This window comes from Anaerocolumna sp. (genome assembly GCF_032079385.1).
GTDB lineage: Bacteria > Bacillota > Clostridia > Lachnospirales > Lachnospiraceae > Anaerocolumna.
Genome location: NZ_DAMAUC010000025.1, coordinates 1 through 14,977, shown reverse-complemented (window position 1 = coordinate 14,977; position 14,977 = coordinate 1). Strand labels below are relative to the sequence as shown.

Here is a 14,977-nt window from a genome sequence, read left to right as displayed (position 1 = left end):
TCATAATCAAGGATACGTCAAGGTAATTGCTTCAATCAAAAAGCTGTATGCAATATTGGCGACGTGACATTTAATCGTAGGATAAAAAGTTGTGCAGCGCCAGGTGTTTAACACCAGTCTTCACACAAAATCTGCTTTTCCAAGTATTCTATGAGAATGGAATACCATCACAGACGCAATCGATTAATACACGATTTTTGCCTTAATTCTCCTAACGCCAGCCGAAGAGGCTTCTTCCTTTAGTATTATGAATCTCCCCAACTCATTTGTATTGGATGCATGTGGTCCTCCACATATTTCTTTGGAATAACCAGGAACCGTATAAACTTTAACTCTATCACCATACTTATTATCAAATATTCCAATTGCATTTGATTCTCTAGCTTCACCCAATGTCATTTCCTCGCATATAACATCAATACTTTTATCGATGGCTTCGTTTACAATCCTTGATACTTCATTTAGTTCATCTGCAGTTACTTTTCTGTCAAAAGAGAAATCAAATCGTAATCTTTCTTCCGTTATATTACTGCCCCTTTGAAATATTCCATCACCTAACACTTCTCTTAATGCACCATTCAAAAGATGAGTAGCTGTATGCTGTCTCGCTGTCTGGATACTGGTATCAGCAAGGCCACCTTTAAATTTTCCTTCTGCTCCTTGTCTTGACTTCTCCTGATGCTCTTTAAATCTTTTCTCAAAACCTGCAATATCCACCTCTACTCCCCGCTCAATGGCTAATTCCATTGTAAATTCAATGGGAAATCCAAAAGTATCATATAATCTGAAAGCAAGTTCACCACTTAATAATTCATTTTCTTTTAATAGGGAAAAATATTGTTCTGCCTTTCTTAATCCTGAGTCAAGAGTTTTTCTGAATAAAGAATACTCTTTTTCTATTTGTTCTAAGATAAAGTTATGGTTTTCTTCAAGTTCATTATATACATCTTTGTATTGTTGTATTATTACCCTTGCTAAGTCACAAAGAATGTTGTTACTAATTCCAAGCTTTTTTATTAATCTTATCGCTCTTCTAATTAATCTTCTTAAAATATAACCTTGTTCTGTATTAGAAGGAGTTATTTTCTTAGAATCACCAAGTATAAATGTGATTGCCCTGGAATGTTCACAAGTTATACGGAATTCCTTTTTCGTTTCCTCCGAATATGCTATATCTGTTAAACTTTTAAGTTTACTCATTACCGGTATAAATAATTCAGTATCATATACATTATCTTTACCATTTATAATCGTCAAAACTCGTTCCATTCCCATTCCAGTATCCACGTTTTTATTTAGCAACGGTTTATAAGAACCATCGCTATCCTTGTTATACTCCATGAAAACATTATTCCATATTTCAATATATTTACCACAGTGGCAGGAGGGTCCACAAGCCTTACAGCAAGGCTTTTTCCCCGTATCGTAAAATATTTCAGTATCCGGACCACAAGGTCCTGTTAAACCTACTGGGCCCCACCAATTTTCATCTCTGCCATAAAAAAATATTTGATCATCTGCTAATCCCTTGGATTTCCACATATTGGCCGTTTTATCATCTCTGGGAATTATTTCATCACCACTAAAAACGGTAACTGCAATTCGCTCCATAGGAATTTGCAAAATAGTTGTTAAAAACTCAAAGCTTAACGAGATAGACTCTTCTTTAAAATAATCTCCCAGAGACCAATTCCCAAGCATTTCAAAAAATGTAAGGTGAGTATCGTCACCGACCTCATCAATATCACCTGTTCTTACACATTTTTGAACATTAACCAAACGTTTACCTTGTGGATGCTTCTCACCTAATAAATAAGGGACTAGCGGATGCATACCAGCTGTGGTAAATAGGACTGTAGGATCGTTATCTGGTAGCAGTGAAGCTGAGGCGATTTCAAAATGCCCTCTCTCCTTAAAAAAATCAACATACATTCTTCTTAACTCTTTTGCCGTCATTGTAATACTCCTTTCCTTATAAAATTTTATAATAAAAAAAAGCCCTAAGCTGATTAATTCAGCTTAGGGCGAACTATTATGTCCGTGTTACCACCTAAATTCAAGGATAGACCTGCACTCAGTTAGTACGGGGTAATTACATTTACCCGATACCAATTTCCTTTTAACGGTGGAAATTCCGATGAAGTCTACTTAGATTTCTCTGTTCGGTTCATAGCTCCGAGACTGCTTCCACGCTACCTTCGTAAAGATTCGCACCACCATCTTCTCTCTGTAACTCTATTAACGTTTACTATTTCTCTTCATAGCCTTTAAATATAAATTAAATGTAGGATATCATTATTTACACCATTTGTCAAATGAAAAAATTATTTTTAAATTCCTACTATGAAAATATTGTTTTTAATTTTCTACACCTTTATTAGAGTACTAAACTCAGTTGGTAATGTGTCACAAAAAATTACCGTCATGACACCTTTCTTCTGATCCCCCGTTAATGATTTAAGGACTCCTCTTTCAACCAATTCATCCAGTACCATTATTCTGTCAATGCTCCGGTTTTTGGGATTAAAAATGAATATCTACACATATTTAGATTTTGCAATCTATATTATTCTTATTTATATTTACTGGTAACAGAAAATATCTGCCAACCTGTTCCCAAGTTAAGTTCACAACTCCTATGAGGTAATGATTGATGGACGGATATCTATGCGTGAGCGTCATGGTTTAAGAGCCACTAAAAAAGGAGGTAACGTCAATGATTGAACTTGATGAATGCTGCGATGAGTGTATGATACTCTATGAATTTTGTAGACTGACTGATTGTCTCGTAAAAGACATTAAGCATCTTGAAGCGGAAATTGTACGAACACGTTATACTCTTAGCAACTATCTTGAGAAACCAGATTGTGAATTTCTAAGGAGTGATATTCTGGCAAACTTAGCAGGCCGTTATGTTGGCAATTCAGCGTACGACGCCTATATTAAGCTACTCTATAATAATCAGGATCCTATGGATTCTAAAGAGTGGGTTGATTTTATATCACAGTTAGCCCATGGTCATGATAATACGAAATACCTATAGTAACTTATAAGTGGTACTGTCTCCGTGAGGGTGGTTCTCATCCTCCGTGAGACTGGTACTAATTTACCGTGCAGATGGTACTACACAGTCGGAATATACAGCTTATGACTTGCTCCAGATGCACAGCTTCATTTTCAGTGATATTAATTCCTTTTCTTGATTCAGAAAGGATGTCTTTATATTCCTTTTGGGCAGGAATTGCATTATAGAAAGCTTTTTCAAGGGTGCAACGAGACAGTTTTTCACAACCGTTGCATACATAGGGAAATCTGTTAAGAAGTGGGCATACCTGTGGTTTATAAAGTACACAGTTAGTAATGCAATGCCGGCAGAAACGGCAGTATTTGTTGCAACCTGCACCACATACTTTACAGAGGTGTCGGATGTCACATTCAAAGCGGAGTAGACAGTTATTAGAGGGGCCACTGAAGGAGCCAGTCTTTTTGAAAACACGATGGATTTTAACTTCCTTTGAAATGGTTGTGCAGTCACGGTTAAGTTCACGACCAATTGCTTTAAATGACAGCCGGTCATTAAGTGAGTGTTCAATTGTCAATCTTTCGTCCTGGTTTAAGTGTTTTTGAATTGCCATAGAATTACCTCCATTTCTAAATGGGGGACATATCAGAGCAAGGGAAGTATATAGAAAGTATAACAGAATTATGAGAAATATTGAAAGACTAAAATCCACCTTGCCTTTTTGTAAGACTTAATTCTACTTTTTGAGAGGGGAAGGGTGGAAATTAAATTTTCAATTGAGGAAATATACAAAATAACATCCTTATCCAAGGGTGCTATTGACATACAAAAAAATATATATTATATTGAGTGAAAGGCCTGTATACTTAGTATTAGAGCACACAGGCCTTTAAAATTATCATAAAAAGCTATTTTACAGAAATTATTTCATACCCTCGTTCTATACAGGTAAAAAATGGAAAATATTCTAATCAAAACATACTTAATCTATTTCTCTAATATTTTTTACTTCATTAAATCCCATCTTGTATTTTCATTAAAATATCAAGAAATAATATATCATACTTTCCACCATTGCAAAAGCTCTTTATAAGTAAGTCCATCATAATAAAATATATCAATATCTACTCTAGTGTTTTTTCATTTCCTATATCTTGAATCAGTTTTCCAATTCACTAGTAATAGCAATTTCGTCATCACAAATAGCTATTTTTATCATAAGTATCCACTCTCTTACATTTTTCTAATCAATTATCCAATTCTTAAAACTAAAACTTCTATTTCTATATCCGCCCATTTTACCATTAATTTTCTGTAATGCACCTGCAAAGCTGACTAAAACTCCTTTTCATACTTTTTTATAAGTTATATTTGTTAAAAAAGGGATTTCTTAAGACATGTTTATTTGCATTTTTTTTATTCCTCTGTTCCATAAGAATTTGGATAAGAATATTAATAGTATAAGCCACGCAATTCCTATTATTAAATTTGCTAAAATTTCATTATGTTCCACTTCTCCTAATAGTGAGTTAACAGGCACATATACATAAAATCGGAATGGAAATAAATAAGTTAAATTTCTTATTGACTTAGGGAAAAATGATAATGGAATTAAACTTCCAGAGATAAACATACGGAGTGCTATTACTGTAGTCATAACACCGCGAATTCTTTCGATAAAAAAAGTAATTAGCCCCATATTATACCATAACATAAATTCTACACTTAGACCAATTAATGTTGACAGTAAAAATAATCCAATTTGAACTAATGTAAATCCTCTGAAAAAATACACAAATATGATTGCAGGGATAAATATAATTGAATACAAGCACATCCATGCTATGTACTGACACAAAATAGGATTTATGTAACTTATGGGGCGTACTAAATAATTAGAAATACCACCTTCAATTACGTCATTTTCAATGTTATTTGCTATATGAGTATAAGGATATGCATATAGTAGTAGACTTGTTAATAAATAATAGGTTATAAGATATTTTAAATCAATCGCATTGGATTTTGAAATATTTAACCATAAAAAGATGTACATTAACATTTGTATTGGTAAGTAAATAAGTTTTAAAAATAAACCTATTGGATATTTACGATATGCTTTTAAATGTACCCCTATTAATAATTTATATTTATCCATTAAGGCTTTCATATCTAGCAGTTCCTTTCTTCCAGACAATAGAGTTTATAATACTCCAAAAAATTAAATTGCATAATATTCCCATTGCTCCATAAATAAATGTCGTAAAATCTATTTTTTGAATAACAATTTCAGCAGAAAAAGTACTAAAAAAATAAAATGGTAATAATGTTTTAAATAAAATCTTTATTGTTTTTGGCATAATGATCATTGGATACTTATTAAAACCTGTAAGACAATCAGCTAGTTCAGATATAGCATCCATTTTCCCTAACCAAAATGCAGTATAACTAAGAACAAACCTTATCAAAGCTAGAATGATATTAGAAATAATTACTATAATAGCACCAACAAATATTAAGGATATGTTCAGATTGGATTGTGAAACAATTAAAATAATTATAAATGTTATGAATGAATTCAATGCGCCTATGTAATTTATATTAAGTAATATAAATCTAAGTCTAGGATCTAAAGGTCTTGTGAGTTGTGAATCTAATGCTCCTGAATATATCATTCTCCAGAAACGTGAAACCATATAGAATAATGAACTATCAAGTCCAAAAAATAATTCAGAAAATGCAATAAATACTAATATATTACTATATGTCCATTCTTTTATAAAGAATCCTGTATCAGTTATAAGATACCAAAACAGAAGATTTGCTAAAAGATAAGTGAAACTGTTTAATAAATTTAAAATAGTATCTATTTTAAACATTTTATATCGACTTAACTTAAACTTTAGTAATATTTTATTTAATTCCCTCGATTTCATCCAAAACATCTTCTAAAACCTCCCGTAATGAAGTTGTCTTTGTACCTAATAGTTTTATTGAAAAGGCTTCCACAACCCTTTTAATATAAGAGTTTTTATCTTCCTCATGAGAACAAATATATGTAAAAACTTTTTTAATTTTATCAACTGAATTAGATTCTTTAAATATACATTCTGCCATTTCTTCATCTATGATATAGTTATATTCAATGTTTATTAATGTTTTTTGATTTAAATAGCTACCAAATTTTTGTGGAATACCATCATATCTTACTTCACCATGGTTTAGAATAATAGCACGGTCACAGATTCCTTCTATATAATCAACTTCATGAGTAATTATAATTATAGTTGCATTTCTATTTTTTTTTATATAATCAAGTAGTTGATATAATCCTTTTTTAGCATTATAATCTAATCCTATCGTTGGTTCATCTAATAAGATATACTTAGGTTTATGTAATAAAACTGACGTAATTTCGCATTTTACACGTTCACCAAAACTCAATTTACGATAAGGTTTATTATAAAGGCTCTTTATATTTAGATAATTATCAATAAGTTGCAACATATCATTGAAATCATTGTCATTAATATTATATATTACCTTAAAATAAAGCAAATTATCATATACATTTAAATCAACTATAAATGATGGCTTTTGGTTGAAAACCACTCCAAGCTTTGGTACAATTTTTTTCCTATTCTTAAATGTAGTATATCCATCCATTTTGATAGTTCCCTTTGATGGTTTTAAAACCCCCACTAAACATTTAATTAACGTTGATTTTCCAGAACCATTATGACCTAAAAGTGCAATTACTTCACCATCTTTTATTGTAAGACTAATATTTTTTAAGACTTCTATTTCATTTTTTTTCCCATACGACTTGTTTAAACCATCAATTTGTATCATATTCTATACTCCTTCCGATTGGAAAAGTGCTTTAATAACGATACTTCTTGCATCTTCTACACTTAATCTTTTAACCTCTTCAAATACATCTTGATTAATAGTAATATCTTGATTAAAAATATAATTTTCAATAATGTCATTCATAATTGAAGAAGTATTTTCTCTCTTTAATAGGGTATGTGTTATTACCATATTAATAGCTCTTTCAATTTCTTTCATAGGTAAATTCCTTACAAAATCTTCTGTGAAGATGTTATCAAAATAGGACTTAAGTTCATTAAATTTAATATTTTCGTATGTAAAATATATAGCAAAAAACTTGTTATCGACTACATAGTCTTTAAAATTAATTGAATAGCAGTAATTATTTTCAGCCACTAAGTAATCATATAATACAGATGAAAGTCCTACTGCATATATATTACAAATTAATTTCATTTCTATTATTCCAGTTGTCTTAGTACATTCATGCACATATGTAAATACTTGTTTCCCATCAACTTTATTATTAAAATAGAATTTCTTATTAATCATTTTTGTAGTAAGAATATTTTTCGGAAAATTAATTTCTTTTTTATTATTGCTCTTAAATAAAGAATATATTTCATCTTTATTTTCGGGACTTACATCTCCAATAATCACTAACGACCAATTATTATAGAGGGCTTCATAGATGCTTTTAAGGTTAAAAAAGCTAGGACTTCTATCCTTTTTAATTGATTCAAAACAGGAGTCTACTATATTACCAATTAATGACATTCCTGTTTTATTCCAATCGTATTCTTCTATTCGTATAATTTCTTTTTCTCGTAAGTAATCTTGTTTTCTAATATCAAAAATTAAAATTGCTTCACTAAGAATCTTTACTACATTTTTAAGATACTTTTTTTGAATTCTCGCATATAATTCTGTATAAAAATCATTTGTTTCTGCATTCACAATTGCACCCATCTCTTCTAATTTTAACATAAGTTCATATTGGCTATATTCAGGATGTCCATGAAATAATAAATGTTCAACCAAATGCGCAAATTTATTTACTTTACCATCGTATATAGTTTTTGTACCTATTGGAATAACAAAATTTATACTTAAAATATTTTGCCCTTTTATTTCATAAAATGCAATATTCATATCCACTTTTTCCTTTCTTACATCCACAAATAGGACTTAACTTATAGATAGGTTTTACATTTCTTAATTGTTCCATTTCTATAATTTCCTCAAATGAAGAATATACACGCTCCCCATTAATGTTATTTTTGAGCATTACAGTTCCATGGTTAATATAATCAACTTCACCAATCATTTCAACTATATAATTATCCCTTTCAAATCCGCTTAATATAAGTGCTAACATTATTCCATCTCTATCCTTAAATTCCTGCGTTCCATTACAGTGAATAATATCATCACAATCAATTTTAATATATTCATGTGAGGAATCAAAAGAACTAATAACTTTTCCACCAAGTTTTTCAGCTATCTTATAAGCTATATATTTTCTATTATCTTCTGCAAATTGATTAGTAATTTGTACTTCATTTATATATGATTTTGACTTCTCATTATTTTTTGGTATTTTTATTGCGTACGTATTATCAGCATCAAGATTTTCTGAATTAAATTCTTTAAAAAATTTTATAATATGTTGTGCAAAATACATTTTCATACATTCAGATATCCCACTATGTATAACTATGTATATATTACCTTCACATGTTCTTATTTCTATAAAATGATTACCAGTTTCTATATCTCCCAATTTCTCTTCGCAAAGAATTTTCCCTATTTCTGTTGATGTGTCTATTTTTTTTGAATATAGCTTATATTTTTGTCTTCTTATCCCAAAAGGACTTTTTACATTAAATAAATCTTTAATATTAATTTGATCAAGATTTATATTTGTTTTAAAAACACCTAAACCACAACCAATATCAAATCCTGAGCCAACAGGATATAAATATTTATTACTACGAATCATTGTTCCAGATAGTGATAAACTCTGATAATCTGCTTCTATATCTGAATTAATAATAAGTTCAACAATATCTTCTTGATTCATGAGATATTCTATTCGATTATTAATATAGTCATCATTTACATTTTTACAATATAACCTATGATTTTTCATATAATATCACTTCCCCATAATCAGCATCTACAAATACTAAGTCACCATTTTCTAGTTTATTAATCTCTTCTTTTAATCCTATTACACATGGGATCCCTTTCTCTCTTGCTACTATCGCTGCATGAGATAACTTTCCTCCTTTTGCAGTAATTATAGCTCCAATATCATCAAGTTTATATATAAGTTCTGGATAAAATTCATCTACTACTAATACTAGATTATTTAACTTTTTAACTTTATCTTTAACATTAAGCTTAACTACTCTTCCTATATAATTTCCGTATGAAACTTTCTGACCAATAAATACTTGCTTTTCATGCTTATCTATATTACTTTGTTTAACTATATTTTTTTTATAATCCGACGTTACTATAGTTATTGGTCTTGATTGTAAGAAATAAAATGATTGATTAGCATATGCAAATTCAATATCTTGTTCACAGCCAAAAATTTCTTTAATTTTTTTAGCTTCATGAGCAAGTGTTTTAATTTGCTCTGAATAAAGTACTGGCTTATTCTTATCTAAAAATGAAATACTTAATAATAACTTTCCATCATTATGAATAACAGTTCTAGCAGTACTTTTATTAAGTAAGAAATCTTTTCCAATCTCCATTTCTTTACCATATGTAAATACACTACTTTTTGTATTTATTGAATGCTTAATCATTTCATCTATAATTTCAAATTCATCAGGTGTTTCGCTTCCAGAAACAATATTTTCTCCTATACCAAAAGCAGCATTTATAAGAACTCCTTTTCCTGATATTGGATTTTTTGTAAAGATAACACCAGAGACTTCGGATTCTATTAATTCTTGAACAAGAACTGCTTTCTTTTCACAGTTTCCAGCTTGTTCATAAACATCACTGACTGCTTGTCTTAATGTTTTTTTATCCACAGAAAAGATAGTAAGGTATCTTCCTGCAAGACTTATATTCTCTCCATCTTCATCACTCATTGACGAGCGTACAACATACAAAGCGTCATCTTTCATTAGTGTTTCTGCGACTGTGAAATCATCCTTATTAAGATTACCATATAATACAAATCCATCAACAACATTAATTTTTTTTTTTAACATAATAGAACAATTATAAGCTTTAATACCAACATACACTTTATCATGTTCATTTATATTAATAAGCTTTTTTATCATAATCCAAACAACTCCCCTACACCAGTTTTATGTATATCAAAACGTTTTTTTTCAAAATACCATCTAAAGTTACGTAATGTACGTAGTTGATAAATATGTCTTAGTTCACTGTACCACGAAAGTCCATATACAATTTTATCCATATCGCTTTTACAATATGAATCATCATAACTAATATGCATTGGTATAACCCCACCACATCCTTTGTTTAAAGTAGATAAATATTTCTCACTCTCATAAAGAGTTGGTGCAATATTAAAAGAACTAAGATACCCATATTCTTTTATAAACATAATAATGTCATCGTTATTCTTAATTTTTTCTTTATTTTGTTTCAAAATAAGTAAATATGATGGTACACCTAATTCAGAAATGTGTTCTATATTAACACATTCTGCAAGCATTTCACTTGCTTTTTCGGAAATCATCCTATAAGCCATAACATCAATTACTGAATTAAAACACAATTTCAAACTTTCAAACATATCCTTTTCATTATTCAATGATTCTTCTAATAAAATATTCGCACCTATAAGCCGTTTTATAGCATTTTTCATATTTTCTACTTCAATTATTAATAAATTATAATCATCACATATTAAATCTATTTTATCCAAGGCTTTTTGATATTTTTCTTTACTTATTTTTACCATACCATAAGCTGGAATCATTTTATCATTCACATTTGCTAGTAATTGCAACTCTTTTGCGAGTCCATATGCATAAAAATCAAAATGTAATTTACTATCTGTATCATATATTAATTGAAAATCATATATGATTGAATTATCTTTTAGATAATTTAATACCATATCATACATCCTTTCTGATTCAGCCACGATTCTATTTCTGATATTATTAAAAATCGGTTATTGAGTCAGATGCAACTCAATAACCGAATACATTAGTTACAGACTTTGTTATAATATGTTTAATATAATTTTTAAAAACTATTTATTCTTTTCTTTGGAGTTAGCTTTTACTGTTTTTTTAGAACTATTAACTTTCTTTTCTAATTCTGCAATACTTTTCAATTTCCAATGAGCTATATGCATTCCCATGTTATACCCCCTTTCCTATTCTCACAAAGTCCATAAATAATAAACTATTTAGTAGACCTATTAACTTATAAGCTATGCGTTTATAATTCTACATATCATTTTTGAAGTAGATGAGTCGGTGCAAGTTGGACAACTTTGTTTCTTAGCATAATATTCTTTAACCATATCTTTATGGCGTTTACCATACCATATGTTTTCAAAACTTTCATCGTTTACATTACCAATCAGATAATCATCTTCTATTGTATGACAACATGGATAAATATTTCCGTTTGCCTCAATTATGCAAGTATAACATAATCCGACCCATAGATTCTCAACAAACTTTTTACGTCTCTTTACAGAGTCAAATTTGACTTCCATGCTTTCTACATTGATATCTTCCAAATATTCATGAGCTTTTTTAATCAACATCTTTTTATTAGTGTATGTGAGATTATGCTCTGTTTTGATATCTATACCATCTACTTGAAGTTCTATTGCTTTATGTACAAATTTACTTAAACCAATTATACTCTCGTTATCCAAAATATAAGACAATATAACTTTAGTCTTATTTTTTACCCTTACAAACTCTTTTATACTTTCACTAAGAGATGAAAACGTTTCAGAATGGCTCTTGGGATGATGTATTGAGTTATATGACATATCATCATATGAATCTACACTAATTCTTAATAACGATATATGTTCACTCAATTTATTTATATTACATCTATTTAAACAGCCTCCGTTTGTAATTAAGATAATTTCCATGCCTAAAGTATAAGCATATTTTATAATATCTTCTACATTTTTATGCGTTAGTGGATCTCCTCCCCCACTAAAAACAATAGACTCACAACCTGTATTTTTAATACTTTTAACTAGCTTTTTTGCTTTTTCATAAGTTATAAATGAATTATCACCTTTTCTTATGTCACTATATATACACCATTTACAGTTGTGATTACAGGCATTAGTAAGGTGTAATTCTACCAGGAAAGGAGCTATGACTTCACCATTTTTTATCATTAGCATCTGTTCTTCTAATGTTTGCATTTTTATTACTCCTTTTTCTTTATTTTACTATAATAACTTATATTATACATATTTTTCTTTTACTTTTTATAGTTTATCCTGATTCTTCCAACCTGTCAATATATTTTTTCTACTTTTCAAGTTTTATTATACATTTATCTGATAAATATATTATATCTGTGTTAATATATCAAAATTTTTCTAACATGCCTTTATAATCTGTTAATTGCATATTTATAAAAAAAATGCACTATTTGAACAATATCGAAAGGCTATGGGTTATGGATAAATTCACTTTCCATGATTCTTCTTCAAATTTCAGATAGTGCAGTTCGAACTAAAAGCAAAAAATTACATAAAATAAAGTCATCGCAAAGCAAATCCCTTCGCTCTTTTGTTAAGCCATTTTTTATTTTTATTCTATTATACACTATAATCTTTCGGTTTGAGGAATTTCCTATTAGTCAAGACCACCAGCTTAGCTAATGGCTTGATTTTGCCCCTATAAGGGGCTTTTACCTGCCTGCGTCTAAAGACGCATTGAACCGTTCGCCAGCCGCACTATTTTCTCGGGCCAACCCTAAAGGATTTTATTTTTTGCCTTTTTGTACTGGCTCACCCGTAAACGGGTCTATATACTCTTTCAATGACATCTGATCATATTGTAAATCTTCTTGTATTTTCTTTTGTATATATTCTTGTATTTTCTTTGCATTTTTTCCTACTATGTTGGATAAGTCAGAGCCCTTACGAGCTCTTCCTCTCCTAAGAACCGTGCTTGAAAGTTTCCCTTCACACGGCTCACGCATTCTTAACTTTCAATTCTGTCATCAATGTCAGGTTAGATTTGAAAGCGGTAGTTTCTCTGTACGCCTTTCTTTTTGCAGTTTTTCTTTTTTCTTTCTTTTTTTGAAAGTATTCCTCATCTGTGTATGGATTCATATCCAATTTCAGTCGTTCATGTCTTACTATTGGTATGTCGGTAGGTCTGATTAATGTATTTGTAGCATCTGAAAAAATCCAATCCCTTGTATCTTTCTTTTCCCAGTACCTATTCTTTATCCATTGGGAGCGCTTATTAGGATGCCTTCGTTTTGCCCACTTCCATAACATTTCGAAAGTACAGTGATTAAGTTTTTTGAACGTCTCCTTTGCACAGACGGACTGGTGATAATTACACCAGCCTCTAAGTATCTGGTTCAGTTTGAAGATTAGAATCTCCTGTTTCACTGTTTTATTGTCCCGGATTGTCTCTCCTATCTTTTTAACAACATTGCTCAATGATTTATTTGATGGTTTGATTATTAACTTATCATTATATTTTCTGAAATTCCATCCAAGAAAATCAAACCCTTCCTTGATGTTTGTTATCAAAGTCTTCTCCTTGGAAAGTTCAAGAGATAACATCAAAGACTTTATTGCATGGATGAAAAATAAGAATTGTGCTGCAAAAACAATGAATCTGAAGCTTACAGCCATTAGATCATTTCTTAAGTATTGTAGTGAAGAAGATTTTGAACTTCGGGGAATTTATACAGAAGTTTGCTCTATCAAGAAAGTAAAAGAAGAAAAGCAGCCAATAGTATATTTGCAGCAATCAGCTACATCCGCAATACTTTCTGCATATGATACAAGCACTACAAAGCATCGTAGTCAGTGGGAACTAGCAAAACTGGCACCAAATCAATATGCAACATATCTACTAACCGGAAACCATCCACTCATTGAGAAATAGACATATCTTGCATAAATCTGGTGAGGTAATGTGCGCTATACATATCCCAATATTTATCTTGGATCAATGATTCAGGACGGCACTCCGGATCAGTCATGTCATAGAAATACATTTCATAAGCAAGGTCATGAAAATCGGTTTTTAAGATCCATTTCAGCATGTAAAACAGATAGTCCAGCTCATCAGTAATGATGACGGCTTCAACCATTTGAGCATAAAACCATATCCACTTTATCTCATTGAGATGTTTACAATAACGAACAACATAATTCGGAACATCATCACTTAACATAAATTCCTTAAAACTATCTAGACTTCCTATAAACCTTTTATTCATTATAATCATATCAGATACAGTTACTATTAAGATGAGCCAGCATCGAATCCATCGGATCCAGTGCTGGCTCATCTTTTGCTGCATCTCCTCCTAGCGGATAAGATACATGATATAAAGTACATTTATAAGTGGTTTTTTTATTATTGTCCTTGACATAGGGACCACTTTAAACACACCTGCATAGCAGGTGGCTTATTTTTTAGTGTGACACAATCAAAAATCCTTACCAAGTTAGGTAAGGATACTTTATTTGTCTTTATGTTAGACCGCTTGCCCGGCACTCTTTAATGAAACCGATCTAAAGGCTGATTTGTAATCGTATTCTGCGCTCTTTAACCTATCCATTAGTATTCTCCTAATAAATCTTCCATAAAATATATTTAGTTTCTCAAGATTTTTTAGATTATGGATATTTTCGTACAAAACTACCAAACATATCATATACTGTTTTATTTGACGTTTCCCTTTAAGAAGCAACAAAATCCTAAAAAGGCGGAATCTTCGTATAATAGATTAATATACTAACTGACAAAAATGCTTACATCTGTTTTCAGACAAACCAAAAAATCTCTAAATCCTTAATTCTAAAGATTTAGAGACTCTCTAATAAAGGCGACAACCAGATTTGAACTGGTGATCAGGGTGTTGCAGACCCAT

The 14,977-nt window shown here is 30.3% G+C and carries 14 protein-coding genes, 1 pseudogene and 1 other annotated feature; of the genes and pseudogenes, 2 read left to right on the top strand and 13 right to left on the bottom strand.

The window, feature by feature from the left end; genetic code table 11:
* Window positions 1-183: 183 nt before the first annotated feature.
* Entirely contained in the window at window positions 184-1,956 is a 1,773-nt protein-coding gene (locus tag RT261_RS16820; protein ID WP_313134221.1) for an alanine--tRNA ligase, read from the bottom strand.
* 61 nt (window positions 1,957-2,017) lie between these two features.
* Window positions 2,018-2,271, bottom strand: a binding site (T-box leader).
* A 445-nt stretch (window positions 2,272-2,716) separates the two neighbouring features.
* Between RT261_RS16820 and RT261_RS16815 the strand changes: the two genes are divergently transcribed.
* Window positions 2,717-3,043, top strand: a complete 327-nt coding sequence (locus RT261_RS16815) for a hypothetical protein (protein ID WP_313134220.1) — start codon at window positions 2,717-2,719, stop codon at window positions 3,041-3,043.
* Window positions 3,044-3,101: 58 nt separating this feature from the next.
* Here the strand turns inward: RT261_RS16815 and RT261_RS16810 are convergent, their stop codons facing one another.
* From RT261_RS16810 to RT261_RS16760, 11 genes and pseudogenes are all read right to left on the bottom strand, one after another.
* Entirely contained in the window at window positions 3,102-3,635 is a 534-nt protein-coding gene (locus RT261_RS16810; protein WP_313134219.1) for a helix-turn-helix domain-containing protein, read from the bottom strand.
* 777 nt (window positions 3,636-4,412) lie between these two features.
* Window positions 4,413-5,219: an ABC transporter permease gene (locus RT261_RS16805; protein ID WP_313134218.1), complete on the bottom strand. Its 807-nt coding sequence runs from the start codon at window positions 5,217-5,219 to the stop codon at window positions 4,413-4,415.
* Window positions 5,173-5,967 carry an ABC-2 family transporter protein gene (locus tag RT261_RS16800; protein ID WP_313134216.1) on the bottom strand — a complete coding sequence of 265 codons (795 nt, stop codon included), beginning with the start codon at window positions 5,965-5,967 and terminating at the stop codon, window positions 5,173-5,175. The genes RT261_RS16805 and RT261_RS16800 overlap by 47 nt, the downstream gene beginning before the upstream one ends.
* Window positions 5,936-6,874: an ATP-binding cassette domain-containing protein gene (locus tag RT261_RS16795; protein ID WP_313134214.1), complete on the bottom strand. Its 939-nt coding sequence runs from the start codon at window positions 6,872-6,874 to the stop codon at window positions 5,936-5,938. The genes RT261_RS16800 and RT261_RS16795 overlap by 32 nt, the downstream gene beginning before the upstream one ends.
* A 3-nt stretch (window positions 6,875-6,877) precedes the next feature.
* The gene (locus RT261_RS16790) at window positions 6,878-8,035 is read right to left on the bottom strand and encodes a M16 family metallopeptidase (protein WP_313134213.1); all 1,158 of its coding nucleotides are present in this window, start codon (window positions 8,033-8,035) and stop codon (window positions 6,878-6,880) included.
* Complete coding sequence (locus RT261_RS16785) at window positions 7,989-8,939, bottom strand: RtcB family protein (RefSeq protein WP_313134212.1); 951 nt, start codon at window positions 8,937-8,939, stop codon at window positions 7,989-7,991. Before RT261_RS16785 ends, RT261_RS16790 begins: the two co-directional genes overlap by 47 nt.
* Window positions 8,940-8,994: 55 nt before the next feature.
* Entirely contained in the window at window positions 8,995-10,167 is a 1,173-nt protein-coding gene (locus RT261_RS16780; protein WP_313134210.1) for a PEP/pyruvate-binding domain-containing protein, read from the bottom strand.
* Window positions 10,164-11,006, bottom strand: a complete 843-nt coding sequence (locus RT261_RS16775; RefSeq protein WP_313134208.1) for a hypothetical protein — start codon at window positions 11,004-11,006, stop codon at window positions 10,164-10,166. Before RT261_RS16775 ends, RT261_RS16780 begins: the two co-directional genes overlap by 4 nt.
* Before the next feature lie 294 nt (window positions 11,007-11,300).
* Window positions 11,301-12,269 carry a radical SAM/SPASM domain-containing protein gene (locus RT261_RS16770; RefSeq protein ID WP_313134207.1) on the bottom strand — a complete coding sequence of 323 codons (969 nt, stop codon included), beginning with the start codon at window positions 12,267-12,269 and terminating at the stop codon, window positions 11,301-11,303.
* 569 nt (window positions 12,270-12,838) lie between these two features.
* Window positions 12,839-12,973, bottom strand: a pseudogene (locus tag RT261_RS16765) (IS200/IS605 family transposase); the annotation flags it as partial.
* A gap of 76 nt (window positions 12,974-13,049) precedes the next feature.
* Window positions 13,050-13,622 (bottom strand): group II intron maturase-specific domain-containing protein, encoded by a 573-nt coding sequence (locus tag RT261_RS16760; protein WP_313134205.1) that lies wholly within the window; start codon window positions 13,620-13,622, stop codon window positions 13,050-13,052.
* Window positions 13,623-13,674: 52 nt separating this feature from the next.
* Between RT261_RS16760 and RT261_RS16755 the strand changes: the two genes are divergently transcribed.
* On the top strand, window positions 13,675-13,983 hold the full coding sequence (locus tag RT261_RS16755) for a hypothetical protein (RefSeq protein WP_313134204.1): 309 nt from the start codon (window positions 13,675-13,677) through the stop codon (window positions 13,981-13,983).
* Here RT261_RS16755 and RT261_RS16750 read toward each other — a convergent pair.
* Window positions 13,970-14,392: a hypothetical protein gene (locus RT261_RS16750; protein ID WP_313134203.1), complete on the bottom strand. Its 423-nt coding sequence runs from the start codon at window positions 14,390-14,392 to the stop codon at window positions 13,970-13,972. The two genes, RT261_RS16755 and RT261_RS16750, sit on opposite strands and share 14 nt — an antisense overlap.
* Window positions 14,393-14,977 lie beyond the last annotated feature (585 nt).

Coding starts and splice junctions, on each gene's coding strand:
- RT261_RS16820 (WP_313134221.1), bottom strand. CDS start 1,956: ATGACGGCAAAAGAGTTAAGAAGAATGTATGTTGATTTTTTTAAGGAG.
- RT261_RS16815 (WP_313134220.1), top strand. CDS start 2,717: ATGATTGAACTTGATGAATGCTGCGATGAGTGTATGATACTCTATGAA.
- RT261_RS16810 (WP_313134219.1), bottom strand. CDS start 3,635: ATGGCAATTCAAAAACACTTAAACCAGGACGAAAGATTGACAATTGAA.
- RT261_RS16800 (WP_313134216.1), bottom strand. CDS start 5,967: ATGTTTTGGATGAAATCGAGGGAATTAAATAAAATATTACTAAAGTTT.
- RT261_RS16795 (WP_313134214.1), bottom strand. CDS start 6,874: ATGATACAAATTGATGGTTTAAACAAGTCGTATGGGAAAAAAAATGAA.
- RT261_RS16785 (WP_313134212.1), bottom strand. CDS start 8,939: ATGAATCAAGAAGATATTGTTGAACTTATTATTAATTCAGATATAGAA.
- RT261_RS16780 (WP_313134210.1), bottom strand. CDS start 10,167: ATGATAAAAAAGCTTATTAATATAAATGAACATGATAAAGTGTATGTT.
- RT261_RS16770 (WP_313134207.1), bottom strand. CDS start 12,269: ATGCAAACATTAGAAGAACAGATGCTAATGATAAAAAATGGTGAAGTC.
- RT261_RS16755 (WP_313134204.1), top strand. CDS start 13,675: ATGAAAAATAAGAATTGTGCTGCAAAAACAATGAATCTGAAGCTTACA.
- RT261_RS16750 (WP_313134203.1), bottom strand. CDS start 14,392: ATGAGCCAGCACTGGATCCGATGGATTCGATGCTGGCTCATCTTAATA.